This is a genomic window from Desulfosarcina cetonica JCM 12296, assembly GCF_001311845.1.
Classification (GTDB): domain Bacteria; phylum Desulfobacterota; class Desulfobacteria; order Desulfobacterales; family Desulfosarcinaceae; genus Desulfosarcina; species Desulfosarcina cetonica.
The window spans coordinates 1-23,363 of the sequence record NZ_BBCC01000098.1; the positions used below are offsets into that span (position 1 = coordinate 1).

At 58.8% G+C, this 23,363-nt stretch carries 28 protein-coding genes and 2 pseudogenes; 18 read left to right on the forward strand and 12 right to left on the reverse strand.

Annotated features, from left to right (window positions below):
- The first annotated feature begins 188 nt into the window (after positions 1-188).
- The 8 genes from JCM12296_RS20045 (at position 189) to JCM12296_RS20075 (ending at position 5,394) form a co-directional block, all read left to right on the forward strand.
- Complete coding sequence (locus tag JCM12296_RS20045) at positions 189-695, forward strand: thioredoxin domain-containing protein (RefSeq protein WP_054697171.1); 507 nt, start codon at positions 189-191, stop codon at positions 693-695.
- Between the two features lie 15 nt (positions 696-710).
- Positions 711-1,610: a TIGR01777 family oxidoreductase gene (locus JCM12296_RS20050; protein ID WP_054697175.1), complete on the forward strand. Its 900-nt coding sequence runs from the start codon at positions 711-713 to the stop codon at positions 1,608-1,610.
- On the forward strand, positions 1,607-2,947 hold the full coding sequence (locus JCM12296_RS20055) for a SagB/ThcOx family dehydrogenase (protein ID WP_054697178.1): 1,341 nt from the start codon (positions 1,607-1,609) through the stop codon (positions 2,945-2,947). The genes JCM12296_RS20050 and JCM12296_RS20055 overlap by 4 nt, the downstream gene beginning before the upstream one ends.
- On the forward strand, positions 2,944-3,141 hold the full coding sequence (locus JCM12296_RS20060) for a nitroreductase family protein (RefSeq protein WP_054697181.1): 198 nt from the start codon (positions 2,944-2,946) through the stop codon (positions 3,139-3,141). Before JCM12296_RS20055 ends, JCM12296_RS20060 begins: the two co-directional genes overlap by 4 nt.
- Before the next feature lie 70 nt (positions 3,142-3,211).
- Complete coding sequence (locus tag JCM12296_RS20065; RefSeq protein ID WP_246804605.1) at positions 3,212-3,910, forward strand: ribose-phosphate diphosphokinase; 699 nt, start codon at positions 3,212-3,214, stop codon at positions 3,908-3,910.
- Positions 3,829-4,152, forward strand: coding sequence for a ribose-phosphate diphosphokinase (gene prs / locus JCM12296_RS45035; RefSeq protein ID WP_246804607.1), 324 nt, complete (start codon positions 3,829-3,831; stop codon positions 4,150-4,152). Before JCM12296_RS20065 ends, prs begins: the two co-directional genes overlap by 82 nt.
- A 35-nt stretch (positions 4,153-4,187) precedes the next feature.
- Entirely contained in the window at positions 4,188-4,847 is a 660-nt protein-coding gene (locus JCM12296_RS20070; RefSeq protein ID WP_054697184.1) for an MBL fold metallo-hydrolase, read from the forward strand.
- Between the two features lie 43 nt (positions 4,848-4,890).
- The gene (locus tag JCM12296_RS20075; protein ID WP_157067771.1) at positions 4,891-5,394 is read left to right on the forward strand and encodes a hypothetical protein; all 504 of its coding nucleotides are present in this window, start codon (positions 4,891-4,893) and stop codon (positions 5,392-5,394) included.
- Positions 5,395-5,527: 133 nt separating this feature from the next.
- Here the strand turns inward: JCM12296_RS20075 and JCM12296_RS38615 are convergent, their stop codons facing one another.
- Positions 5,528-5,704 carry a hypothetical protein gene (locus JCM12296_RS38615; protein ID WP_157067772.1) on the reverse strand — a complete coding sequence of 59 codons (177 nt, stop codon included), beginning with the start codon at positions 5,702-5,704 and terminating at the stop codon, positions 5,528-5,530.
- A gap of 120 nt (positions 5,705-5,824) precedes the next feature.
- On the opposite strand from JCM12296_RS38615, the gene JCM12296_RS20080 reads away from it, so the two are divergent.
- From JCM12296_RS20080 to amrA, 5 genes are all read left to right on the forward strand, one after another.
- Positions 5,825-6,037, forward strand: a complete 213-nt coding sequence (locus JCM12296_RS20080; RefSeq protein WP_054697191.1) for a hypothetical protein — start codon at positions 5,825-5,827, stop codon at positions 6,035-6,037.
- Positions 6,038-6,154: 117 nt separating this feature from the next.
- The gene (locus tag JCM12296_RS45040; RefSeq protein WP_246804608.1) at positions 6,155-6,550 is read left to right on the forward strand and encodes an alcohol dehydrogenase catalytic domain-containing protein; all 396 of its coding nucleotides are present in this window, start codon (positions 6,155-6,157) and stop codon (positions 6,548-6,550) included.
- The gene (locus tag JCM12296_RS45045) at positions 6,547-7,197 is read left to right on the forward strand and encodes an MDR/zinc-dependent alcohol dehydrogenase-like family protein (RefSeq protein ID WP_246804609.1); all 651 of its coding nucleotides are present in this window, start codon (positions 6,547-6,549) and stop codon (positions 7,195-7,197) included. Before JCM12296_RS45040 ends, JCM12296_RS45045 begins: the two co-directional genes overlap by 4 nt.
- A gap of 126 nt (positions 7,198-7,323) precedes the next feature.
- Positions 7,324-7,719, forward strand: coding sequence for a hypothetical protein (locus tag JCM12296_RS20090; protein WP_054697194.1), 396 nt, complete (start codon positions 7,324-7,326; stop codon positions 7,717-7,719).
- Between the two features lie 36 nt (positions 7,720-7,755).
- The gene (gene amrA, locus JCM12296_RS20095; protein WP_054697196.1) at positions 7,756-8,361 is read left to right on the forward strand and encodes an AmmeMemoRadiSam system protein A; all 606 of its coding nucleotides are present in this window, start codon (positions 7,756-7,758) and stop codon (positions 8,359-8,361) included.
- 3 nt (positions 8,362-8,364) lie between these two features.
- Here amrA and JCM12296_RS20100 read toward each other — a convergent pair whose 3' ends face one another.
- The 11 genes and pseudogenes from JCM12296_RS20100 to JCM12296_RS20140 form a co-directional block, all read right to left on the reverse strand.
- Positions 8,365-8,796, reverse strand: coding sequence for a PilZ domain-containing protein (locus tag JCM12296_RS20100; RefSeq protein WP_054697198.1), 432 nt, complete (start codon positions 8,794-8,796; stop codon positions 8,365-8,367).
- Positions 8,787-10,292 (reverse strand): response regulator, encoded by a 1,506-nt coding sequence (locus JCM12296_RS20105; protein WP_054697201.1) that lies wholly within the window; start codon positions 10,290-10,292, stop codon positions 8,787-8,789. Before JCM12296_RS20105 ends, JCM12296_RS20100 begins: the two co-directional genes overlap by 10 nt.
- Before the next feature lie 724 nt (positions 10,293-11,016).
- Complete coding sequence (locus JCM12296_RS20110) at positions 11,017-11,286, reverse strand: anti-sigma factor family protein (RefSeq protein WP_054697204.1); 270 nt, start codon at positions 11,284-11,286, stop codon at positions 11,017-11,019.
- Positions 11,273-11,527 carry an RNA polymerase sigma factor gene (locus JCM12296_RS47835; protein ID WP_054697206.1) on the reverse strand — a complete coding sequence of 85 codons (255 nt, stop codon included), beginning with the start codon at positions 11,525-11,527 and terminating at the stop codon, positions 11,273-11,275. The genes JCM12296_RS20110 and JCM12296_RS47835 overlap by 14 nt, the downstream gene beginning before the upstream one ends.
- A 91-nt stretch (positions 11,528-11,618) precedes the next feature.
- A pseudogene (locus tag JCM12296_RS50665) lies at positions 11,619-11,882 on the reverse strand (RNA polymerase sigma factor); the annotation flags it as partial.
- A 297-nt stretch (positions 11,883-12,179) separates the two neighbouring features.
- Positions 12,180-12,611, reverse strand: coding sequence for an AAA-type ATPase lid domain-containing protein (locus JCM12296_RS45055; RefSeq protein ID WP_246804611.1), 432 nt, complete (start codon positions 12,609-12,611; stop codon positions 12,180-12,182).
- 11 nt (positions 12,612-12,622) lie between these two features.
- Positions 12,623-13,558: a sigma-54-dependent transcriptional regulator gene (locus JCM12296_RS20120; protein ID WP_246804612.1), complete on the reverse strand. Its 936-nt coding sequence runs from the start codon at positions 13,556-13,558 to the stop codon at positions 12,623-12,625.
- Between the two features lie 4 nt (positions 13,559-13,562).
- Positions 13,563-14,150, reverse strand: coding sequence for an alanine--tRNA ligase (locus tag JCM12296_RS20125; protein WP_157067774.1), 588 nt, complete (start codon positions 14,148-14,150; stop codon positions 13,563-13,565).
- Between the two features lie 315 nt (positions 14,151-14,465).
- Positions 14,466-15,935, reverse strand: coding sequence for a sensor histidine kinase (locus JCM12296_RS20130; RefSeq protein ID WP_172684003.1), 1,470 nt, complete (start codon positions 15,933-15,935; stop codon positions 14,466-14,468).
- A 173-nt stretch (positions 15,936-16,108) separates the two neighbouring features.
- The gene (gene mobB, locus JCM12296_RS20135) at positions 16,109-16,600 is read right to left on the reverse strand and encodes a molybdopterin-guanine dinucleotide biosynthesis protein B (protein WP_054697215.1); all 492 of its coding nucleotides are present in this window, start codon (positions 16,598-16,600) and stop codon (positions 16,109-16,111) included.
- A gap of 190 nt (positions 16,601-16,790) precedes the next feature.
- Entirely contained in the window at positions 16,791-18,395 is a 1,605-nt protein-coding gene (locus tag JCM12296_RS20140) for a hypothetical protein (RefSeq protein ID WP_054697217.1), read from the reverse strand.
- Positions 18,396-18,671: 276 nt separating this feature from the next.
- Here JCM12296_RS20140 and JCM12296_RS45060 point away from each other — a divergent pair.
- The 5 genes and pseudogenes from JCM12296_RS45060 to JCM12296_RS20165 form a co-directional block, all read left to right on the forward strand.
- A pseudogene (locus tag JCM12296_RS45060) lies at positions 18,672-19,919 on the forward strand (beta-ketoacyl synthase N-terminal-like domain-containing protein); the annotation flags it as partial.
- A gap of 577 nt (positions 19,920-20,496) precedes the next feature.
- Positions 20,497-22,368, forward strand: a complete 1,872-nt coding sequence (locus JCM12296_RS45065) for an acyltransferase domain-containing protein (RefSeq protein ID WP_246804613.1) — start codon at positions 20,497-20,499, stop codon at positions 22,366-22,368.
- A gap of 32 nt (positions 22,369-22,400) precedes the next feature.
- Positions 22,401-22,607: a hypothetical protein gene (locus JCM12296_RS20155; RefSeq protein ID WP_054697227.1), complete on the forward strand. Its 207-nt coding sequence runs from the start codon at positions 22,401-22,403 to the stop codon at positions 22,605-22,607.
- The gene (locus JCM12296_RS20160) at positions 22,589-23,152 is read left to right on the forward strand and encodes a hypothetical protein (RefSeq protein WP_054697230.1); all 564 of its coding nucleotides are present in this window, start codon (positions 22,589-22,591) and stop codon (positions 23,150-23,152) included. Before JCM12296_RS20155 ends, JCM12296_RS20160 begins: the two co-directional genes overlap by 19 nt.
- Positions 23,140-23,363: hypothetical protein (locus JCM12296_RS20165; protein ID WP_157067775.1), on the forward strand; the 224-nt coding region annotated here is incomplete at its 3' end. The genes JCM12296_RS20160 and JCM12296_RS20165, both read left to right, overlap by 13 nt.

Genomic DNA, 23,363 nt, shown 5'->3' on the forward strand with positions numbered 1-23,363 from the left:
GGCGCCCCAGGCCGGGAAATGGCCACCGGTGGCCCGGGCAACGCCGAAAGCCGACCGCGTGGTTTATCCCGGCGAGGGGACCCTCTTTGCCGATGACGACGGGCGGGATTGACAAAAGCTCGCACCCTGGTGTGCCTTAAGCGGCGGAATCCCGATGGACCGATGGGGATTCGGCCAAGGAGTGATGCATGACAGACGAACGTGTTTTGATCCGTTGCCGCAATTGTGGCGCGCGGAACCGTATTCCTGTGGCCCGTCTGCAGGAGGGGCCGCGTTGTGGCCGTTGTAAGACGCCCTTTCCGGCCATTTCCGTGACCAGCCGGCCGGTCATGGTTAGCGATGCCACCTTTGCCCGGGAGGTGCTTGAAAGCCCGTTGCCGGTGTTGTTGGATTGCTGGGCCACCTGGTGCTCCTACTGTGGCGCCCTGACGCCGATCCTGGACGATGTGGCCAGAAGTTACGCGGGGCGGCTAAAGGTGGCCAAGTTGAATGTGGACCAGAATCCGGTGACGGCCGGTCGTTTCAGCGTCATGAGCCTGCCGACGCTGCTTTTTTCCGCGACGGAAAACTGGTTGACACGCTCGCCGGCGCGTTGCCCCGACAGGAGATCGAGCGCTATCTGGTCCGTTTCCTGGCCACTTAAGCGGCTTCTAAAACCAAGGGGTTCGATTCCGGTCATATACGTTGACACATAGAATGCAGGAGGCCCCATGAACATTGTCGTTGCCGGTGCTTCCGGCTTTGTTGGCACGGCATTGAGCCGTTTTCTACGAAATGGCGGGCACACCGTCATCGGCCTGGGGCGCTCGGCACGCCACCCCCTGGCGGCCGAAACGGGCTTTACCTGGGTGCCGGCCGACACCACCCGCGCCGGCGATTGGCAGGCCGCCTTGACCCATGCCGATGCCGTGGTCAACCTGACCGGCTGCACCATCTTCAAACGCTGGACGCGTGCCTATAAGCAACGCATCGTCGACAGCCGTATCCTGACGACGCGCAATATCGTCGATGCCATGACCGGGAAGCATCAGCACTTGCTGAGCACCTCGGCGGTGGGCTACTACGGCAACCGGGGAGAGGCGGATCTCACCGAGGATTCCCCGCCCGGCGCGGATTTCCTGGCGCGTCTGGCCGTGGATTGGGAGACGGCGGCCCGGGATGCCGTCAACAAGGGCGTTCGGGTGAGCATCATGCGGTTCGGCGTGGTGCTGGGTGCCGGTGGCGGGGCCCTGGCCCAGATGCTGCCGGCCTTTCGAAAATTCGCCGGCGGCCCCCTGGGCAGTGGCCGCCAATGGTTTGCCTGGATCCATCTGGCCGACCTCCTGGCTGGGGTGCAATTCCTGCTGGATGGGGGGCGTGCCGGCGGGATTTACAACTTCTGTGCGCCGGAAACCGTGCGCCAGGCTGATTTTGCCCGTCGTTTGGCTGCCCGTGTGGGGCGGCCGGCCCTATTGCCGGCGCCTTCCCCGGTCCTGCGTCTGGTCTTGGGCGAATTCGCCCAGACGCTGCTGGCCAGCCAGAAGGTTCACCCCCGGCATTTGCTGGATAATGGTTTCGCCTTCCGCTTCGGTCGCCTGGACGCGGCCCTGGCCGATCTGGTCCGGTCATGACGCGTGACCCCATCCACACGGCGGCCGCCTATCATCGCCTCACCGGCTACCGGCGCGATGCCCTGACGCCCCATGCCTTGGACTGGGGGCATCAGCCACGGCTGGACAAGCGTTATCCGAAACTGGAACAGATACCTCTGCCGACGCCGCCGGTATTGCCCCAAACGGACTATTTCGATCTGGTTCATCGGGCCTCGAAGCCGCTTTCCTCGCCGCTGACGGCGCTGGACCAAAACACCTTGGCGACGCTCCTGCACCTGACCCATGCCATCACCGCCCAGAGCCGACACGGAAACCAGGCGTTTTACTTCCGCAGTGTCGCCTCCGCCGGTGCCCTCTACCCCTTTGAGATGTACCTGGCCGTGCATGATATTCAGGGGCTGGCGCCGGGGATCTACCACGTGGATGTTTTTCGTTTCGGGTTGACGCGGCTGCGTGCCGGAGATGTGCCGGTCATGCCGCCGGTAGGGCAAGGCGTTGCCGGTACTCTCTACATTACCGGTATTTTCTTCCGCAGCGCCTGGAAATACCGCAACCGGGCCTATCGCTATGTTCTTCTGGATGCCGGCCATCTTTTGGAAAACCTGCGCCTGGCCGCCCATGCCGTGGGTGTGGATCTTTCCGTCCATCTTGACTTTGACGATGACCGCATCGCAACCCTGCTGGGGGTGGACGCGGCCGAGGAGGTCTGCCTGATCGGTGCGCATCTGAATGCCGGCAAAGCCGTTTCGCCGGACGCTGCCGAGCTGCCGCAGGGGGATCTGCCACCGCTGCCCGAGGCCGTCCGCCATGCATCACGTGTCTCCGACAAGGTGATCGCCTATGACGCGGTTCTGGATATTCACCGCGCCGGCCATGTGGCGACCGGCGTGACAGCGGACGGGCCGCATCCCTCCCCGGACCTGGGGTGGCGTCCCCGGAATTGGCAGTCACTGCCAACCGCACCGGCGGGACGGCACACGGATTATGTGCAGGTCATCGGGCAGCGCCGTTCAGGGCGGAATTTCATTCCCCAGGCCATCGGCGAAGCGGACCTGGCCGGTTTTCTCCACCTGATCGCCAATGCCGCCACGGCCGATCCGCCCGGCGGTCCCCAAGGCGTGCCCGGCGTCGGTGTTGTCGTCGGTGAGGGGCTATCCGTGGCGCCCGGTGTCTATCAGCTGGATAGCCATGGTCGGCGGCTGGGCCAGGTGGCTGCGGGGAATCGCCTGGACGCCATGGCCCGGGCCTGCCTGGATCAGATGTGGCTCAGGAACGCGGCCTTGCACATTGCTTCCTGGCCGACCCGGAGGCGCTGGATCGGGCCTGGGGTGCCCGGGGATACCGTTATGCCATGATGGCGGCCGGCCGTCTGGGGCAGCAGGTCTACCTGGCCGCCACGGCCATGGGATGGGGCGCTTGCGGCATCGGCGCGTTTTATGACCGCGAAGCCGCCGGCAGGCTGGCCCTTGCCGATGGGGTCGCCTTGCTCTATCTGGTCGGTGTGGGGCCAATAAAAGGGGCGCGCCCACTTAACCAAAGGTTCAATTAGGGGTTGATCCTCTCTGACCGCCGGCGTATAAAAATACCTTTTTATCCACCAGCCAGGGAGAGCTTCAACCATGTCGACCGATTTGAAGATTTTCAGCGGCAGCGCCAATCTGCCGTTGGCCGAATCGATTTGCCAGACCTTGGGGATCAACCTCAGCAAGCTGGCCGTATCCCGCTTTTCCAACGATAACCTTTTTGTTCAGGTCCAGGAAAATGTGCGCGAAAAGGATGTCTTCGTCATCCAGCCCTTCACCGCGCCGGTGGGGGATACGATCATGGAGCTGTTCATTATTCTGGATGCCCTGCGAAGTGCGTCGGCCAGGCGCATTACGGCGGTGATTCCCTATTTTTCCTACGCTCGCTCCGACAAGAAGGATGCGCCGCGCATTTCCATCACCGGCCGATTGATGGCCGACCTGATCAAGACCGCCGGCGCCAATCGAGTGCTGACCATGGATCTGCATTCCGACGCGGTTCACGGATTTTTCAGTGTGCCGGTGGATCATTTGACCGCGGTGCCCTATTTCGTGAACCATTTTAAAAGCCGCATGGACCTTGCCAACGCCGTGGTGGTGGCCACCGATGCCGGTGGCGCCAAACGCGCCGGTCGGTTTGCCAAACGTATTCAACTGCCCATGGCGATCATCGACAAGCGCCGTATCGGCGATACGGAAGTGGTCCAAGGCTGGTGGTCGGTGAGGTCAGAGGACGCGATGCCATCATTTTCGAGGACGAGATCTCCACGGGCGGTACCCTGGCCGAGTCGGTGAAGACCCTTGGCAATGCCGGTGTCAAGAGCATTCACGTGGGGGCGACGCATGGCGTTCTTTGCGGACCGGCCGTGGAACGGCTGACAAACAGCGCGCTGGCTTCCGTGGTGGTGACCGATACGGTTTATCTGCCGCCGGACAAGCAGCGGAACAAGATTCACACCCTTTCCGTGGCCCCCCTGTTTGCCGAGGCCATCCGGCGGATTCACACCGGCGAAAGCGTCGGCGCGCTGTTCGACTGAAGCATCCCGCCATCCTTTTCACGGGAGGTGACCGAATGCAGATTACCAGCGAAATCTGGCAGGTGGGCGGTGAGGGATTCACGGCGGCAGCCGATGCCGCTGTTTATCTGCTCCGCTTCGCAGGCCGCGCCGCCATCGTGGATGCCGGCTGCGGTGGCCATGGGGATCGCCTGGCCGCCAACATCCACGCCCTTGGCGTCGAACCCGGTCAGGTGGACTACCTTTTGTTGACCCACTGCCATTTCGATCATACCGGCGGTGCCGCGGATCTGGCGGCCCGATTCGATTGCCCCATCGTTGCCCATGAATTGGATGCCGGCGCCCTGGCCAGCGGGGATGACCGCCTGACGGCGGCCAACTGGTACGGCCTTCCCATGCCGCCGCTTGCGGTTGACCGGATCCTGACCGGCGACATCAACACCCTTACATTGGGCGATCGGCAGATAACCGCCATCCACATCCCCGGCCACACGCCCGGGTCGCTGGCCTACCAGGTGGATTCGGACGGGCAGCGGGTGCTTTTCGGTCAGGATGTGCATGGTCCCCTGCATGCTGATTTCGCATCTGATGAAACCGCCTATCGCCGTTCCCTGGCGCGCCTGGCCGACATCGGAGCGGATATCCTCTGTGAAGGGCACTTCGGCGTATTCCATGGTGCCGACCGGGTCCGCGACTTCATTCGTTCGTTTCTGTAACGGTGCTATTTTTTGCCAAAACCGGTCATTGGCCAGCCTGACGATGGACGAATCCCCGCCTGCCAGCAATCCGATCTCGGTTTCCCGGGTGATGATTGATGCCTCGTCGGCCATTCTCCTGTTCAAAGCCCGATTGATCGTGACCTGCTGTGAGGCGTTGCCGCTCTGCATGACCCCCGCCGTGTTTGCCGAAGTCACCGTGCCGACCCGGCCAGGCGCGTCCGGCCTTGGGCGGCTCTGCCGGCAGCGGCCGGGTATCCATCTTTTGGCGGACCCCGATAAGGGGCTTGAGAAGCATGTCCGTTCCGATCTTAAACGCTTGCACCCGGGGGAACGCGACACCCTGCAGCATGTCTTGAACGGCGCCGCCCGGTTTGTGATTATCGATGATGGCAAGGCGGTGAAGGTGTGCCGCCGGTATGCCATTCCCCATATCAACGCCTTGTTGTGCCCCCGACTGCTCCACTGGCGCGGTTGGCTGTCGGGTGACCAGGCCAGGGTCTTTTTGATCGCCTGGCTGCATTGGGGCGCTATTCCAAAGCCGTGATGAAGTGGGCGGAAACTTGCACGCGATCCGATCTGGACGATTTTTTGGCGTGAGGGGGAAAGACGGCGGTGAGTGAAAGGCGTCGTCCGGAAACGACGACGCCTTTGCGGGAAGCGGGCGTGTCTCGGTAAGGTTATGCCATTACGTCGATGTTCTGACCCAGGGCCGCCTCGACAAGCATCTGGGCGATTTCCTGCTGATTTTCGGCCAGTTCCTGAAGCATTTGCATTTGGGCCGTCACGGCCGTTTGCATCTGTTGGGCGGCGCTGGCCATGGCCATGGGGCTTGCGGAAACGGAACTTGCATCCATTGGTCACTCCTGGGTTGGGGTTGACGAGGCTATCGGCATGGGTCATGTTTGACTTGAGTTTTTTATTTCGTATCAATCGATCGACCCTGCTGCCGATACTACGGATAAAGGAGCAATATCATGGATATCGTCGTTCTTGGCAACACCCCGGCGCGTAACGAAGAGCAGCAGAAGAAAGTGACGCGGGTCCCCAGGGCGGGCAAACCGATCGTCGAACGCCGCCGCAACCGGGTGGACCGACGCCAGAGTGTGCGCGACGGCATCACCGTAACGATCTCATCCCGGAAAGAGCGCCGCCGTCAGCCGGACCGTCGCAGCACGCCAAGCGAATAACGCCGTGGGACCCTCCTGGCCGCCGAGGCAGCTGTGGAAAATGGCAACGCCCTGTGGTATGGTGAATAGGACCGTTAATGACCATCATCGCTTAACCCCAATTCTTTTGATGCCGCCATGAATCAAATGAACGCCATGATGCTGACCCGCATCCATGATCTGTCACGCAGTGACGCGCCGCTTGAATGGCGCACGGTTCCCGTTCCCACACCCGGCGAAACCGATATTCTCATCCAGGTGACCGCTTGCGGGGTCTGCCATACCGAACTGGACGAGATTGAGGGCCGTACCCCGCCACCACGCTTCCCGGTCATTCCCGGCCACCAGGTGGTGGGACGGGTGATCGGCATGGGACCCGCCGCAGACCGTTTCGCCATTGGCGACCGGGTGGGCGTGGCCTGGATTTATCACGCCTGCGGCCATTGCCGGTATTGTCGCGAAGGCCTGGAAAATCTCTGCTCTGAATTCGCCGCCACCGGCCGGGATGCCCATGGGGCTATGCCGAGTTCATGACCGTGCACCAGGATTTCGCCTTTCCGATTCCGGATCGGTTTTCCGATGTGCAGGCCGCCCCGCTGTTGTGTGCCGGGGCCATCGGGTACCGCTCGCTTTCCCTGGCCGGCTTGCAGGAGGGGCACCATCTGGGCCTGACCGGTTTCGGGGCGTCCGCGCACCTGGTGCTGAAGATGGTTCGCCACCAGTTTCCCCATGTGCCGGTCTACGTCTTTGCCCGCAATGCCGACGAACAGGCCTTTGCGCGTAGCCTGGGGGCCGTTTGGGCGGGCCCGACCCAGGCGACGGCCCCCCAGCCATTGGACCGGATCATCGATACCACGCCGGCCTGGACACCGGTGGTGGAGGCTCTCAGGAATCTCGCGCCGGGCGGCCGGCTGGTGATCAACGCCATTCGCAAGGAGAAGCGCGATCAGGAGGTCCTCTTGAAACTGGATTATGCCACCCATCTGTGGCAGGAGAAGGAGATCAAGAGCGTCGCCAATGTGAGTCGCACGGACGTTGCTCATTTTCTGGACCTGGCGGCCCGTATTCCCATCCTGCCCGAGGTGCAGACCTTTGGCCTACAGGCGGCCAACCAGGCATTGATGGAGTTGAAGAACCGACGCATCCGGGGCGCCAAGGTGCTGGTCATGGACGCGCCTTGATCGCCCACAAAATTTCCGGCGTTCCCCTTAAGCCTTTCTGTTATTGACCGATATCTTTTGTAATACACGGAAATAACATTTTTTCGACGGCCGGGTCATGCATCCTGCTTCGATGGAGCGCCGATTTTGGGATCGTTTATCACCAAGGGGTATAAGTTGATCAGCCGGCTGGATCGGGACATCGGCGTCCTGATCGATAACTGTCTGGGGTTTCTCTATTCCATGGAACTGCAACAGGAGATGCGCCGGGAGATCGGCCAGATCGAAGCCGACCTGTACGATATGGTCTACCTGGGCCGCAGTGCCGCCGGTTGTGAATTCAAAGAGGACCTCTTTCGTACCCGGATCCTGCCGCTGATGAAACAGTTGACACCGGTCGGGTATTTTTTCGGTATCGACCCGGATTCGCGAATGTTGCTCGGTTACTGGCCGCAGCCCTCCGCTGACGCGGATGCCGACGCACCCGCCGTCAACGTCGATCGTCAGCGGGCGCCGGCCGCAGATCCCCGTCTCATCGGCTGATGTTCTTCAACCGTTGCCGTTTACGGAGAAGATGCGATGCAAAACCAGACCCATTCCCGTTCACCGCTCAATTCCCGGCAAGGGCTCGCCTTGGTGAGCCTGGCCCGACAGACCCTGCTGCGTCATTTTGAGGAACCCATCGATCCGGCCGATGCGGCGTCGCTGGCATCCCAGCTTGACGACGAGGCACTCAAGGCGCGTAGCGGAACCTTTGTCACGCTGACCCTTGATGATCAGTTGCGCGGCTGTATCGGCAGTCTTTCCGCCAAGCAGACCATCGCTGCCGGGGTGCGCGACAATGCACTGAACGCGGCTTTTCACGATCCCCGGTTCGCTCCGCTGAGCAAAACGGAAATGAACCGGGTGCACATCGAAGTCAGCGTTCTTACCGATCCGCTGCCGTTGGAATATCAGGGGGGAGATGATCTGTTGGCCAAGCTGCGGCCGGGAATCGATGGGGTAATTATCCGCAAGGGATACGCCAGCGCCACTTTTCTGCCCCAGGTATGGGATCAACTGCCGCAGGCGGATCAGTTCCTCTCCCACCTCTGCTTGAAGGCCGGCCTGTCGGTCGATGAATGGCGCAAGGGAACGCTGACGGTGGAAATCTATCAGGTGCAATATTTCGAAGAACCGCGCTGATGCTCAGCGACGCATGGGGGTGGCAAACCGGCGGATGAATTGATTGAGACGGTCTTTCTGGTGATCGGAGATCTTTTCAAAACAGACGCTGCGCCGTGCTCGTTCGTCTTCGGGAAGGGAGATTCCGCTACTGGCGGGAATATCTGAAACCGTGCGGCAAACCAAACCATCAATCATGATTTCACCATCTGGGGCCATGATGGACAGCTGATCCATCGATGGGTCCGGCGTAAGTGCCATGGCATGGCCGTAGGCAAGCCCGCCCAGGCTGATGTCGATCAGGCTGCAACGTTCGTAGGGATTTGTCCGGGAGATCACGAAAACCCCGGATGATACGCTGTAACGACTTGTTCGGCGGCGTTCCGAGATCGATGTGGCCAGCACCCTGCGGATGGTTTCAGCCAGTTGTTGCATCCCCACCGGCTTCATGACCATGGCTTGAATCCCCAGCGAAGGTGCGTTCTCTTCATTGATCTGTTCATTGTAGCCGGTGCAGAGGATGACGGGCAGGTCGGCGCGGGTGCCTTGACGGCATTGACCAGGCCGATTCCCGTTATTCCGGGCATGGTCATGTCGGTAATGAGCAGATCGAACCGATCCGGGCAGGCGCGGAAATCCGTTAAGGCGGCTTGGCTGCTGGTATGCGCCGTAACCATGTAGCCCAACTGTTCCAGAACCTGCCGCATGATGTCCACCAGCATCTCTTCGTCATCAACGACCATGATGTGCTCATGGCCGCCCGGCAACTGCTGATCAAAAATCGTCGGTTCATTGGCCATGGGCAACTCCGTGATGGGAAGATGGAGATGAAATTCGGTAAAGCGGCCCGGACGACTGAAGGCCCGGATGGTGCCGCCATTGCTTTTAATGATGCCATGGACCACGGAAAGGCCCATGCCGGTTCCCTTGCCGGTTTCCTTGGTGGTGAAGTAGGGGTCGAATATCCGCTCGATGATGGATTTGTCGATTCCATGCCCCGTGTCGGCTACCACCAGCCGGGCATAGTGGCCCGGTTTTAAGCAATTAAATTCATTTGTGGATTGGCTGTCCAGGGTGACAGGTTCCAATTGGACGGACAGGGTACCGCCATCGGGCTCCATGGCGTGGGCGGCATTGGTGCAAAGATTGAGCATGACCTGGTGAATCTGCGTGGCATCGGCCAGGATGGTGCAGGGGGTGTCGCAGATATCCTTTTCGATGGAGATGTTGGTGGGCAGGGATGCCCGCATTAACTTGAGGGATTCGGTGATGACGTGGTTGAGCTGGATCGGTTTGCGGCCGGATTCCTCCTTGCGGCTGAAACTGAGCAGTTGCTGAATCATTTCACGGGCGCGCAGGCTGGCCGTGAGAATTCGTTCCAAATTGGCTCGTGGGGCCTGGCCGGTGGGAATATCTGCCAGGGCCAACTCGGTGTTACCTAGGATGATGCTCAATACATTGTTGAAGTCATGGGCGATTCCGCCGGCCAAGGTGCCGATGGCTTCCATTTTTTGGGAATGGCGCAGCTGGTTTTGAAGCTTGCGTTTTTCGATTTCAAAGCAGATGTTGTCGCGCTGCATCTGGCGTTGCTTAAGGGCCTTCTCAACCCGGATGATCAATTCGTCGGGTTCGAAGGGTTTGCGCAGATAATCGCTGGCACCTTTGCGGATGGCCTTGATCGCCGAATCCACCGATGCCTCGCCGGTAACCATGATGAACGCCGCATCGCAGCGCTCGCGGTCCACCGAGTCGAGAACTTCGAATCCGGACATTTCCGGCATTTTTACATCCAGGATCACCAAGTCGGGCAGATCCGCGTGAATAAGGGTCAGGGCATGACGTGCATTGTTAGTTGTTTGAATCTGATAACCACTTGTTTCCAATACTAATTTTATGCTTTCAGTCATTTGCCGATCATCATCACAGATCAGCAGCCGGGGCAGATGCTCCATGCGGCACTCCTCAGGGGTTGATTCCGGTGCAGTAGCAGTATCAGATTCAATCGCCCGCAAGGGGCAATCCGTTAAGCCGGGCAGGGGACCATGAGCAAACCATGGAAAATCCGATGCGCCTGGCCGCAAGTGCGTGTTTTCTTCATCCGCCAGATAGCGATGCATAAACGCCGACTTTGGATCTTCGGTCGTCGCCACCTTGAAGTTCCATCAATAAACTGGCTGGCGGGGGTGCTGTTGGGACCACAATTGAAGGGAATGCCAATGTTGACATACTGCAGGCGTGCGACGGAATCAACGGTACCGATCGTTCCGTCATCATGATGAGGCCCCATCCGGCTCATGATTGGATTTGCTACGGGTGCAACGGAGATATGAAAACACCGCTGCATCGGGCTCATAGACGTTGGTGTGCCCGGTGTGCTGATGAGATAGAGATAGGCCACAACGCGATACCCTGTCAGATAATTCATTTGCATTCTGCACAGCGACAGCCAATTCTGTTCCAGGGGATGAAGTATACTGCAGGTGTTGCTGGTGTAACAGTATGTTTATTTTAAAGTTTTGTCAACTGGAGATGAGGACTGGCGGCAGGGTAAGCGCATTGGGTTGATTGTTCCTCTTTTTTCACGGGGAGCGACTTGCAAGGATCAAATCCAAATGCGGTTGCCCTGGGAACCGGCACCCAAGGCACGCGGATGATGCCTTAAAAGGGAGGCGGATATCAGCGGTTCTCTTGGTTGATCAGATCGACGATGGCGGCTTTCAATTTGAGGGAAAACGTCTCCGGCACCTGTTGGTGTTTAAGGTGGCGGCAGATATCGACCGTTTGTTTCAGGGTTTCGAGGCAGACCTGGCAGGGCTTGCACGCCTTGATGTGCGCTTCGATATCCTGGCAGGTGGCCATGTCCAACTCCCTGTCGATATATTCAGAGAGTCGTTCAAAAAGGGAAATGCATCCTTGGTGGGAATGGTTCGGATCAGTCCGTTTCATAGTAAGTCTTTAAGGCATCTCTGAGAAAAAGGCGTGCCCGGTGCAACCGTACTTTGATGTTGCTGGGCGTTAAATCCAGTATCTCGGCGGCTTCCTGGGTGCTGAAGCCTTCCACATCCCGCAAAACGATCACCAATCGATACTTTTCCGGCAGTTCCATGAGTGCTTTGCGGATGGCATTTCCCAACTCCTCGTCGAGAACCTGTGCCAGGGGTTGGGATGCCCAACGGGGCAGGTCCATGGGCAGCGCAGCCTCTTCCGCCGGAAGGAATTCGTCCAGGGAAAGTTCCCGATCCGGGGCGAATTTGGAGCGACGTTTTTTTCAGGCACGTACTCGTCGCAATCCGGTAGAGCCAGTTCTTAAATTTGGTTTCGTATCGAAATCCATTTAAGTATTTAAAAACATTTAAGAATGTATCCTGCACCATGTCTTCGGCATCGCTTGGATTGTCACACATGCGCAGACCGAAATTATACAGGCGCTTTTCGTAACGTTTGACCAGCTCATAAAAAAGATCCTGGCGACCGGCATTGATCGCCCGGATCAAGGTTGTGTCATTGTCGTCGTTTTTCGGTGGTCCTGACGGATTTGCCATCGCTACTTTTGCTTGTCAACTGACAGGCATCGCGCATTCATGTGTCGATACCCATTTTCGGTAGAATATAGGCCTGAAGTAAAATCCATACCCCTAGGATGGCCATCAGGATCAATATCTCTTTCATCGGTCGCCCCTTTCGCTTTATCGGTGACGTGTCTGTGCAACGGTTCGCCATGGTATCGGCAATAGCGATAATGAGACGGACGACGGATGATGGTTACAGTCTCGACGGATGCGTAAAAAGCCCGATATCGGCGTTACGCTTCATCCGATACATATCTTTTCATCATGCGATCAGTGCCTGGCTTTGATGCTGCCGGCATCGATGCCATATTTTTTTATTTTATAATGGATCGCGCGCCGGCTGATGCCTAATACTTCGGCAGCCTCTTTCTGGATGCCGCCGGTTTGCTCGAGTGCCCGCAAAATCGTATTTTTTTCACTTTCCTCCAGAGAGAGACAATTCTCATCCGCGACCGGCATATCACAGCTGTCCTGGATATCGGCCGGATGAAAATCCTCGGGCATAAGGGTGTTGTCCCGGCACAGGACGATCCCGCCCTCAATGGCGTTTTTCAATTCGCGGACATTGCCCGGCCAAGGATAGTCGCTCAGCCAATCCATGGTGGCCTGGGGGATGCTGACCGGCGGAACATTATGCTGGCTGCAAAATTGCCGGGCGAAATGCTCGGCCAGAAGGGGGATATCGGGCCGACGTTCGCGCAAGGGGGGAATGGTTAAGGTGACGACGCGGAGACGAAAAACAGGTCCTCACGAAACTGGCCGGCCTTGATCGATTCAATCAGATCGGCATTGGTGGCCGCGATGATTCGGCAGTCCACGGGCGTGCCCTTGAGCCCGCCGATTCTCCGAATGGTGCGGTCCTCGATGAAACGCAGCAGCCGGATCTGCATTTCATGGGAAATGTTGCCGATTTCGTCCAGGAACAAGGTTCCCGTATCCGCGGTTTCGATGAGCCCTTTTTTATCGCTCACCGCGTGGGTGAAAGACCCTTTGACATGGCCGAAAAGTTCGCTTTCCAACAGCCCCGCCGGTGTCGCCCCGCAGTCGACGACCACAAAGGGGTTCTTGCGTCGGGGCCCCATGTCGTGGATCATGTTGGCGATACGCTCCTTGCCGACCCCGCTTTCACCCAGAACGAGCACGTTGACACTGCTGTTGGCGACCTTTTTCACCAGCCCGTAGAGGTTTTTCATGGCCGGGCTTTTCACTTGCTCCTCACGATCCGTCTCAGGGGCGGGGACGGCACTGGACGAAGAAGATGCCGGGGGCTGAAATTCTTCCAATAGGGTCTGGATTTTTTCCGTTAGCGCCTTTCCGTCGAAGGGCTTTTCCACATAGTCCACGGCCCCGGCTTTGACGGCTTTGACCGCGTCGGCAATGTTGGCGTAGGCCGTCAGTAAAATGACCGGAAGACCGGGTTGGATTCGGGCGATCTCGGAGAGCAGGGTCATGCCGTCCATTTCGGGCATTTTGACATCGGAAACCACCAGATCAATGGACCGAGTTTTGATGACTTGAAGGGCTTTTCGTCCCCCATTGGATTTGTAGACGTTGAGTCCGCAACTGGAAAGGCGGGCATCCAGGACTTCCAGGACATTCGGATCGTCGTCCACGATCAGGACGGATTGTGGTGGGCGGCTCTCTTGCATGGGTTTATTCACTGGGTTCGGCGATTTCCGTTTTCTTTTTCTGAATAATCTGGTCGATCGCTTCCAGTGCCTTTATTTTTTCCTTGAGCGATTGGTTTTCGTCAAGGGCTTGGTCCAATTGCTGTTGCAGGTCGTCGACCTGTTTCGTTTTTTTCTTTAGCGCGGCGATTTCGGCCTTGAGCCGCTGTTCTTCCGTTTTTTGGTCGCTTTCGGCCGGACTGGCGGCCCCACCGGAAGCGGAAGACGATGCCAGCGGTGACTGGAGCCCATCGCGTTCCACGAGATTTTGGGGGATCATGTGGGCAATCAGCGGATCAAGGAGTGCCGGATCCAGCATGTATCCATTTTCCTTGGCCAATACGGCAAAATTGTGCCAAAGCCCGATGGCTGTGGCATAGGATTCGCGACTATTGGCCAGAATCAATCGGCAACAAATTTCTCCCAAGCCTGCGTCGCGGGCAAGTTTCGGGCTGGCGGTGCTGTTTGCCAAGGCGTTGAAACGCTGCAGGGCCGTTTCAACGTCGCCTTGGTCGTAGATGGCCAAGATCTGATCGAACGTGTCGTAATCGAGCCGGAATTTCTGGCGGTTCATCCGGTTTTCGACGTCCTGGAAGAAAGTTGCACAGCCTGTCAATACGGTAAGGAGAACCATCAAGCCTAGCAGCGGAGCAAAAGCGCGCAATTGGGTGGTCATTGAGTTTTTACTTTCATCTGGATCGAATGCCGTTTCGGCCAATCAAAAGGGGCGCGCCGGGCGCGACAAGGCGCCATGTTGCCCGGATCATCGATTTTTATGGATGCAAATGCTTATCCATTATCGAATGGACGATACCCTTTTGTTTTAATCACCATCGGGCGGCAATTCAAGAAAATTTAGAAATTGCCTTTCTTTCAAGTACGGTCGGGTTCAACGATCCGGTACACAAGGGAGCGTGAAGCCGAAGGTGCTGCCGTGTCCCACCTGACTGTTGACCCACACCGTTCCATGATGGGATTCAATAATGTTTTTGACAATGCTGAGACCCAAACCAACGCCCTCCAGGCGTTCGCGTTCCCGTTGGCCGCGATAATACTTGTTGAACAAAAATGCCTGATCCTCCTCCAGGATGCCCGGCCCCTGGTCGCTGACAAAAAACGAGAGGCGTTTCCGGTTGCGGTTGTAACGCACACCGATGGTGATTTGGGTATTCGGTTCGGAAAACTTGACGGCATTGGACAGGTAATTGAGCATGGCCTGTTGCAGCTGTTTGGCATCGCCGACAATGGGTGGCAATTGGTCCGGTATCTGAAGGGTCATCCCGATCTGTTTTGCTTCGGCAGCCAGTTTGATGCCCTTGATACAGTCGGTTACGAAGGTGTGGGGAACAATGGGTTCAAGTTGCATGTTCAACAGGCCGGGTTCCAGCCGCGAGGCTTGCATGAGATGACTGAGCAGGTTGCTGATCCGGGTGATTTCAGAACCGGCAATTTCCAGAAATTTTTGCTGCCGGGGGTTGATGGGGCCCATCACCTCTTCCCTGATCATATTCACCGATTCTCGAATCGAGGTCAGCGGCGTCCGGATTTCGTGGCTGAGCATGGAAATGAAATCCGAACGCATGCGTTCTTCCTTGAGCAGGCGTTGGGACATCTCGTTGAATGCATGCGCCAGTTCACCAAATTCATCTTTGCCGCGAACTTCCAGCGGCGTGTTGAGCCGGTCGGAGGAAAGCGCGCGAATTCCTTCCATCAGTTCTCTTAATGGGCGAACCATGGAATAGGTCAGGTAGAAGATCCCCAGAAGACCCACCAGGCTCGAGATCGCCAGACCGATGAGCCCATTTCTTGCCGAGAGGCGTCCCTTGCGGTTCAATTCCCGGGTGGTCTGCTCGATTTCCGCTTCATTGCTGATGCGTTCGGCTGAAATGATGTTGATCCAGGCATTGATCACCGCTTCGGGGATCCAGAAGCGATCCATCGCATCGGATGGATTGGCATTTGTCGCCAGATAGGCGGAAATGTCGGCTGCGTTGGGATAATTCTTATAGGCTCGGCCGATTTCGCGCCAGCCTTCGGCAATTTCATGACCCATTGCCGTCAGGCGGATGACCTGCGTCAGGTTCTCTTCGAAGGCTTTTTGGGCCTCGTTGTAAAAGGCGAGATAATCGGTTTTTTGAAGCAGCAGGTATTTCTGCCGGTTTTCCTCCATGCTCAAAAGGGCTTCGGAAATCTTTTTACTGGCCGAGGCAATCGCAAAGTTTTTGGCGACGATGGAACCGGACTGTCGCACGACTTCCTGTATATTGAGGTAAAGCACCAGAATGGTGCCATAGAAGATGGCAATAATGACGAGAAACCAAAGGGTCAGCCTCCCGGTGATGCCAAATCTGAGTTGCATGGGGCTCGCTCTCTCTTCGAACATGCATCGGCGCGTTCCATCGCTACACCATCAAACCTTCCGACGGCGTATCCGTTAACACACTCGAAATGGCAAAGCAAATGGCTTTATTTGTGCAGATTTTCCTATTTTCGGGACGATGGGCGGTTTATCCGTTCCCTTTGGCCACGATGCTATCGATCCGGTAGAAAACGGTCGAGGATGAATGCTGCAATGGCATCGATGTCACCGGTTGAAAACTGGGGTACGGATATATCCAGCCGCGCGTCGCAAACCATGGCCAAGAGGTTCTCATCTTCCAGGCAGGCGGGGGCTTGATGACGTTCGGGCCGGAAGATTTCGATTTTGGGCGCCTTGTCCCGCTTGAAGCCCTCGGCGATCAATAAATCCATGTCGTTGAAAAATGGAACCAGATCACTCAGGCGTTCGCTGTCGAAACGCTTGACCATGGCAACCTGGCCGGGCGATGCGACCATCACCGTATCGGCGCCGGCTATACGGTGGCGGTAACTGTCTTTGCCTTCGCGATCCATATCAAAACCGTGGTGGGCGTGCTTTACAACGCCAATCCGCAACCCGCGTCGCTTCAGGACGGGAATCAGTTTCTCAATGAGTGTGGTTTTGCCGGATTCCGACTTACCCACAATGGAAATGAGAGGCGGCAAGTTTTACTCCTTGAATGGCGAGGTTGAGGGTTGCCGGGTTTACGCGTGCACAATTTATAAAATTAAGCCGCTTAAGCGGCCTTGTCAAGATTGCGGTTAGCCTGTCGTTTTAGCGATCCCCGCTTGACCAAAGTCTCAATTCGTTCTACATTTTCGTGGTATTTCAGGTTATTCCAACTCAACCAGCCTTTCAGCCGGCCAATGCTTCCACAGACAGATGCGCGCGGCAGGCCCGTGCAAAGTCTTCAGGGTAGTGGCCATTGATCCAGCGCAGCTGGGCTTCGCTGAAAGCGCCTGGAGATTCGGGCAGCCTGGGCATGAAGGCCATCAGCAGTCGTTGGTCCGTACTCGGGTCATCGATGGCCTTGGGGTACTCGATGCTGGTGATCATGCGTGCCCCCATGCGTGTCAGGACCTTGACGGCGATGAAAATGGCGTGGTCCAGGGCAGCGCGCATGGGGGTGTCCGCCTCTACAATGTTACCGACGGCGATTTTGGGCATCAACTGCAGTTCCCATTGGGAGGTTTGGGCCTTGGGCACGAACAGCATCACCCGGTCGTCCTCGTAAACCACAAGGCTTTGTTCACCGTTAGGATTCCCGTCGGTCCGCCGGTTGCCAGCGATCGCCCGGGCGTAGCAGTCGAAAAAACCGCTTCCCGTTTCCCGGCGGTAGGCGCGCACGAAGTCGGCAACCAGATCGCCACATCCATATGCCGATAATTCTCCTTTTCCGTCGAACAGGGGCACCCGGGATGGAATCAGCGCGTATTGCTGGTGAATCTGTTGGTGAGACGCATGCAGACGATAACCGCTGGGGCTGTAGTCGAAACCGAAATTCCAGCCCCATAGCGTCCGGTTGAAGTCCAGACCGGCGAGGTTGCGGGTTTGATCGCAGATTTTTTTTCGCAGGGTTTCGAGTTCCGCTTCGGTCAGACAGCGTCGGCTGGGCATCGGGGAGAGGTTCAGCAGGCCGGCCAGCCGGCCGTAGGTCCGTTGGTAGTAGAGGTGACGCAGGCCGGTCATGTCCGTCGCGGTGACGGCCGCCACCCGGTAGCGGGTGGCGTCATTGGCCATGTTGGCGGCATAGTGCCCCCAGGGAATATAGGAATTGCGCCGCAGATATTCGAATACGTGGCTGTTTGGATCCGGGTGCCATTCGCCGACGATTTCGCTGCCTCCCTGGGCGCCGGGACGAAGGACCATGGCTTGCCGGTAGACGGCGGGAAGGTGGATATTGTTGGCCACGGCCTCGAAAAGGGCGTCGTCGATGATTTTTGCCCGGATTCGACCGGCCGGGGTCTTCTCATAGGCCAATCCCCAGGGCAGGCCACTGGTGGCATCCGTGCAGAAATCGGTTGCCAGATGGGCCAAGGCGCACAGATCGCGGGGGTCGGTGGAGGTCACCGCCAGTGCCAGCTGCAACGGTCGGGGAAGTTCGGCAATCGCCGCTTTCGCCTGTTTTTCATCTGCATGCCCGGCGCAAAAGGAGATTTCCGGCGGCTGCGGCAGGCAAATGGCTTCGGGCACTAGCGCCCGGGCATCGGCCCAGGCCTTGCCGATATAGGTGGTACCGCGGAAGGGAAAGGCGTTGGGGATCTCGAAAATCGGGTCTGCCGAAGGCTCATGAACCGGCCCGGTTGGGAAATTGGCCGTGTTCGTGTGGCGGGTGCCATCGGGCAGGCAGCCCAGATCGGCCAGGGCGTCATGGATGCGAAAATTATCGGCCGAAAACCGGGGGCGGTGGATACCGTAGACAAACCGGCCTTCCGGTGAAACACAGGTGCGTTGGGGCATGGATGTCTTCCCCTGGTTGTTTGGGCAAGCTAGTAAAACCGCCACAGGCAAGCTGTGACGAATCCGTCAATGGCGACGGGACCGTTATCTCATATTCCGCAGATGATTGCGAGCCTTGATACCGTTGATGTGTCCGCCGTCTTAAAGCGTATCCCGATTTCTGGCATGATAATTTCATATTAATCCTGCGAAACGATGGGCGTTGCCATGCCCAATGAAGATCCGTATTTATTTAACGCGCTGAAAATACAGTCTGAATTAGAAAGGATGCCGAACATGACGCACCGGAATGCGCCAGTGGCGATTGCTGTTATTGGACTGGCATGCCGATATCCTGACGCTCCAACACCGCGTGAACTCTGGGAAAACGTCCTTGCCCGGCGCCGCCAGTTCAGGCGGATGCCCGACTGCCGTCTGCCGCTGAGTGATTATTTTGATGCGGATAAAAGCATTCCGGACAAAACCTATGGCCGCCAGGCCGCCGTTATCGACGGATTTGATTTTGATTGGGCCCGTCGACGAATTCCGCTTTCAACCGTTCGCACCACCGACATCGTGCATTGGCTGGCGCTGGAAACCAGTTTGTCCGCCATCGCCGATGCCGGGTACGCCCGTGAGACCCTGCCGGGAGAACGCACCGGGGTGATCATCGGCAACACCCTGACCGGCGAACAGGTCCGGGCCAACACCATGCGGCTGCGCTGGCCCTTTATCCGTCGGGCGCTGCATACGGCCGCACGGGCCCAGGGGCTGGACGATCAACAGTTGCACCAACTTACCCAGGCCTTGAAACGGCGTTACAAAGCGGTTTTCCCGCCGGTGGATGAAGACACCCTGGCCGGCGGCCTGTCCAACACCATTGCCGGACGGATTTGCAACTACCTTGACTTGATGGGCGGTGGGTTCACCATTGACGGCGCCTGTTCGTCATCCCTTTTGGCCGTGGCCGATGCCGCCGCCCGCATGGTGGATGGGGAGCTGGATCTGGCGATTGTCGGCGGCGTGGATATCAGCCTCGATCCATTCGAATTGGTTGGCTTTGCCAAGACCGGGGCCCTTTCGGACGGGGATATGACCGTATACGACCGCGGCGGTAAGGGATTTATTCCCGGAGAGGGCTGCGGTTTCATCGTACTCAAGCCCCTTGACGCGGCCCGGCGCGACGGCAACCGGGTTTATGCCGTGATCCAGGGGTGGGGCATTTCCTCCGACGGCGGTGGGGCGGGCATCACCGCGCCCAATGCAAAGGGACAGGCGATGGCCCTGGAGCGGGCCTATCTGCGTGCGCCATATGCATTTAAAGACCTCGATTTCATCGAAGGCCACGGTACCGGCACCACCGTGGGTGACCGAACCGAACTGGAGGCCATCGCCCGCATGCTCGGGAGGACACCGGTGTCCCGCGGGCAATTGCGTCCCTGCGGAATCACCTCCCTCAAATCCATCATCGGCCATGCCAAGGCGGCGTCGGGGATCGGTGGCCTGATCAAGACGGTGATGGCGGTCAACCGGCGGGTTGTCCCGCCCACCGCCGCCTGCCACGAGCCTCACCAAGCCTTTGACGGGGCTGCCAGACGGCTCTATCCCGTCCGACAGGGACGGGTTGAGGCCGGTGACAAACAATTGACGGCCGGTGTTTCCTCCATGGGCTTCGGCGGCATCAATTGCCATGTCACCCTGGTTTCCGGTGATGCACCGGACGATCGGCTCAAACCGGTGTTGCCGGAAAGCATCCTTCTGGCGCATGCCCAGGAGAATGAAGTGTTCATCCTGGGGGCCGACAGCCATGCGACCCTGCTCGAAAAAATCACCGAACTGATGGATCTGGTCGATGGCATCAGCATTGCGGAATTGACCGATCTGTCTGCCACGCTGAGCCGGCAGTTGCCCGACCCCGCGACAGTGCGCGCGGCGGTGGTCGCCGGGCACCCCGATGAACTGGCCAGTCGCCTGGAACAATTGAAAACCGTGCTTGCGCAGGGGGCACCGGCCGATCAGGCGCGGGGGTCACGGCGATCAGTCCAGACGTCTGGCTGGGCCAAGGCGACGACGCGCCGCGGGTCGGTTTTTATTCCCCGGTCAAGGCGCTCAGCAGATCAACATGGCCCGGATCCTGGTGCAGCGGTTTTCCTGGGCGCACAGCCTGGTTCAAAAGGCCGATCAGATCAGCACGGATCGTCTCGGCATTCCGGTCAGCAGGCTGATTTTTCGCGATCTGGACCGGGCCCCCGGGCCAGAGGAGCGGGACCGCTGGCTGGGCGCCCTATCACGAACGGAGAATGCCCAGCTGGCCATCTGCCTGACCTCGATGCTCTGGCTGGCCCTGTTCGACCGGTTGGGGGTGTATCCCCATGCCGTTGCCGGCCACAGCCTGGGCGAGTTGACTGCCTGCCATGCCGCGGGGTGCCTGGATGCGACGGAATTGCTCGATTTCGCCACGCTGCGCGGTCAGGCCATGGCGCTGCGGGATGAGGTTCAGGGTGCCATGGTTAGCCTGCGCTGCGATGCCCAAACCGCCGAGGCCCTGCTTCCCCGTGTCGATGGCTATCTCACCGTGGCCAATCTCAACAGCCCCCGCCAGACGGTGCTTTCCGGTGAGCTGGCGGCGGTCGAGACCATGGTTCGCGTGGCCCAGCAAAGCGGTATCAGCGCACGCCTGTTGCCGGTCTCCGGTGCCTTCCACAGCCGCCTTTGCGCGGATGCCGCCCAAATGGTGGCGGAGATCCCCTTTTTGCAACGGGATTTCCAACCGACGCGGTGCAGGATCTTCTCCAGTACGGACGGTGAGCCGTCGTCGTTCAAACTGCCCCTCAACACCCATTTTTCCCGTCAGATTCTGTCCCGGGTGGATTTTATCCGTGTGAGCCACAGCATGGCGGCCGAGTGCGATCTGATGATCGAACTGGGGCCTGGCCGGGTGCTCAGCAATCTGGTGCGGGACAATTTCGCCGATGCCGGGCCGCCCTGCCTGCCCGTTGAGGGGACCGCCGGTGGCATGGGGGATTTTAACCGGGTCCTGGCGATGATGTTTTCCCATGGGGTATCCCTGGATTGGGAGGTCCTGTTTGAAAACCGGCTGATCCGGCCCTTTGTTCCGGCGGTGCAGAAATCCTTTGTGACCAATCCCTGCGAGCTCCTCGAATCCACCGCCGGTCCGGACGACATCCCGGACGGCACAGCGCCCGACATCGTTCATTCGGTGCTGTCCGATGCCTTCAACGGGCTTCCCGAAGCGTTGGTGAACCGCTATTTGGAAACCCGGGGGGCGTTTTTGAACCGGATGGTCCAGGCGGATCTGGAGTTCTGGGATCCGGCCGCCGGCGTGCCGACCGGATCCGGTGTGAAGCAAATAGGCCTGGCCGCTGCCGATGCAGGGACGGCGGTCCAGGATTCGCTTTTCCGAATGGTGGCGACCCTGACCGGTTTTGCCCCCGAGACCCTCTCCCGCGACGCACGCCTTTTGGACGATCTTAACCTCGATTCCATCAAGGCCGGCGATTTGATCGCCCGTTTTGCCCGGGAGAACGGCATTGTTTTCCCTGACCCGGCCCTGCTTGCCAATGCCTCCCTGGGCGAGTTGAGCGATGCCGCCCAACGGCTGCACGGCGATGCGTTGCCGGCACAGGCGCACCCGGCCGTCGCCCCCGATGCCCTGGGACAGCGTCTGTTGCAGATGGTCGCCGACGTCACCGGATTTCCGATGGAAAGTCTTGGCCTTTCCATGCGGCTTCTGGACGATCTGAATCTCGATTCGATCAAGGCCGCCGATCTGGTGGCACGGTTTGCCGGTGAAATGCGGCTGACCGGTCGCGTCGATGCCCAGTCGCTGGCCAATGCCAGCCTGGAGCAGGTGGTGAAGGCGATCACCACGGCGCTTGAAACCCGTGTGGTCGCACCTTCCGCAGCACCGGACGCCTGGGTGAACTTCTGCGGCAGGCGGCGCAGATCACCGGGTTCACCGGTGAATCCCTGAACCTGGAGCGTCCCGTCGAACAAGAACTTAAAATGGGGCCGGATAAGCTCAAGACCCTGGTCGAGCGAACCGCCAAAACCCTGAACATCGAGGCGCACCTGGACCTGGAGCCGCTGTCCCACCGCAGCTTGCGCCAGATCGGCGAAATTCTCCGCCGCATGGTCGAACAGCAGCAGGGGACCGGTGAGGATCAACCGATAAGCACTGCCGCCCAGTCCACATGGTGCGTGACTATGTGATGGACCTGGTTGCCGCGTCCTATCCCCGGCTTCCCGAGAACTGGCGCAACCGTTCGGAAAACGACTGGCAGAAAGCCCGTGTCCTGGTGCTTCACGGTGAAGAAACAGCCGATGTGGCCGAGGAATTTCGCAAAAATCTGTTCTATCGCGGCGCATTCATCCAGGTGCACACCTTTGATGCGCTTGCGACGGCCAGCGCCCTGCAGGACGCCAGTTTTTCCCATCTGATCGCCATTTTGCCCAAAAACGGAACACCCGATAAAGATCGTACGGCGCTCTTGAAGCGCATGATCCGAATTCGGGCCAGCCTGACATCCGTTCCACCGGCGGCCAGCGCGCCGCGTCGCACCACCACGGTGACCTGGGTGCAGTTCGGCGGCGGATGGTTCGGCCGCGACCCGCGCTTCGCCAGAATTGACCGCTGTTCGGCAGTTGCCTTGGGCGCCAGCCTGCATCTGGAACGGGCCGATCTGAAGGTGCGCGTGTCGATTTCTGCCCGGCCCTGCAGGCCGAAATCATCGCCTGGGAAACCATGGCCGAAATGATCACCCAGGAGAGCTTTGCCGCCGTGGGCTATGATCTGGATCGGACCCGTCGGGTGTTGATGCCGCGACTGATCCAACCCGTCGATTTCAAGCCCCGCAGCGGCCGCTGGTCCAGGGATGACGTCATCTTGGTGACCGGCGGGGCCAAGGGGATTACAGCCGCCTGCGCCCTGGCCGTGGCGCGTGAAACCGGTGCCCGCATGGCGCTGGT

Coding starts and splice junctions, on each gene's coding strand:
- JCM12296_RS20045 (WP_054697171.1), top strand. CDS start 189: ATGACAGACGAACGTGTTTTGATCCGTTGCCGCAATTGTGGCGCGCGG.
- JCM12296_RS20050 (WP_054697175.1), top strand. CDS start 711: ATGAACATTGTCGTTGCCGGTGCTTCCGGCTTTGTTGGCACGGCATTG.
- JCM12296_RS20055 (WP_054697178.1), top strand. CDS start 1,607: ATGACGCGTGACCCCATCCACACGGCGGCCGCCTATCATCGCCTCACC.
- JCM12296_RS20060 (WP_054697181.1), top strand. CDS start 2,944: ATGATGGCGGCCGGCCGTCTGGGGCAGCAGGTCTACCTGGCCGCCACG.
- JCM12296_RS20065 (WP_246804605.1), top strand. CDS start 3,212: ATGTCGACCGATTTGAAGATTTTCAGCGGCAGCGCCAATCTGCCGTTG.
- JCM12296_RS20070 (WP_054697184.1), top strand. CDS start 4,188: ATGCAGATTACCAGCGAAATCTGGCAGGTGGGCGGTGAGGGATTCACG.
- JCM12296_RS20075 (WP_157067771.1), top strand. CDS start 4,891: ATGGACGAATCCCCGCCTGCCAGCAATCCGATCTCGGTTTCCCGGGTG.
- JCM12296_RS38615 (WP_157067772.1), bottom strand. CDS start 5,704: ATGGATGCAAGTTCCGTTTCCGCAAGCCCCATGGCCATGGCCAGCGCC.
- JCM12296_RS20080 (WP_054697191.1), top strand. CDS start 5,825: ATGGATATCGTCGTTCTTGGCAACACCCCGGCGCGTAACGAAGAGCAG.
- JCM12296_RS45040 (WP_246804608.1), top strand. CDS start 6,155: ATGAATCAAATGAACGCCATGATGCTGACCCGCATCCATGATCTGTCA.
- JCM12296_RS45045 (WP_246804609.1), top strand. CDS start 6,547: ATGACCGTGCACCAGGATTTCGCCTTTCCGATTCCGGATCGGTTTTCC.
- amrA (WP_054697196.1), top strand. CDS start 7,756: ATGCAAAACCAGACCCATTCCCGTTCACCGCTCAATTCCCGGCAAGGG.
- JCM12296_RS20100 (WP_054697198.1), bottom strand. CDS start 8,796: ATGGTCATGAAGCCGGTGGGGATGCAACAACTGGCTGAAACCATCCGC.
- JCM12296_RS20105 (WP_054697201.1), bottom strand. CDS start 10,292: ATGGAGCATCTGCCCCGGCTGCTGATCTGTGATGATGATCGGCAAATG.
- JCM12296_RS20110 (WP_054697204.1), bottom strand. CDS start 11,286: ATGAAACGGACTGATCCGAACCATTCCCACCAAGGATGCATTTCCCTT.
- JCM12296_RS47835 (WP_054697206.1), bottom strand. CDS start 11,527: ATGGACCTGCCCCGTTGGGCATCCCAACCCCTGGCACAGGTTCTCGAC.
- JCM12296_RS20120 (WP_246804612.1), bottom strand. CDS start 13,558: ATGCAAGAGAGCCGCCCACCACAATCCGTCCTGATCGTGGACGACGAT.
- JCM12296_RS20125 (WP_157067774.1), bottom strand. CDS start 14,150: ATGAACCGCCAGAAATTCCGGCTCGATTACGACACGTTCGATCAGATC.
- JCM12296_RS20130 (WP_172684003.1), bottom strand. CDS start 15,935: ATGCAACTCAGATTTGGCATCACCGGGAGGCTGACCCTTTGGTTTCTC.
- JCM12296_RS20140 (WP_054697217.1), bottom strand. CDS start 18,395: ATGCCCCAACGCACCTGTGTTTCACCGGAAGGCCGGTTTGTCTACGGT.
- JCM12296_RS45065 (WP_246804613.1), top strand. CDS start 20,497: ATGGCCCGGATCCTGGTGCAGCGGTTTTCCTGGGCGCACAGCCTGGTT.
- JCM12296_RS20155 (WP_054697227.1), top strand. CDS start 22,401: ATGGGGCCGGATAAGCTCAAGACCCTGGTCGAGCGAACCGCCAAAACC.
- JCM12296_RS20160 (WP_054697230.1), top strand. CDS start 22,589: ATGGTGCGTGACTATGTGATGGACCTGGTTGCCGCGTCCTATCCCCGG.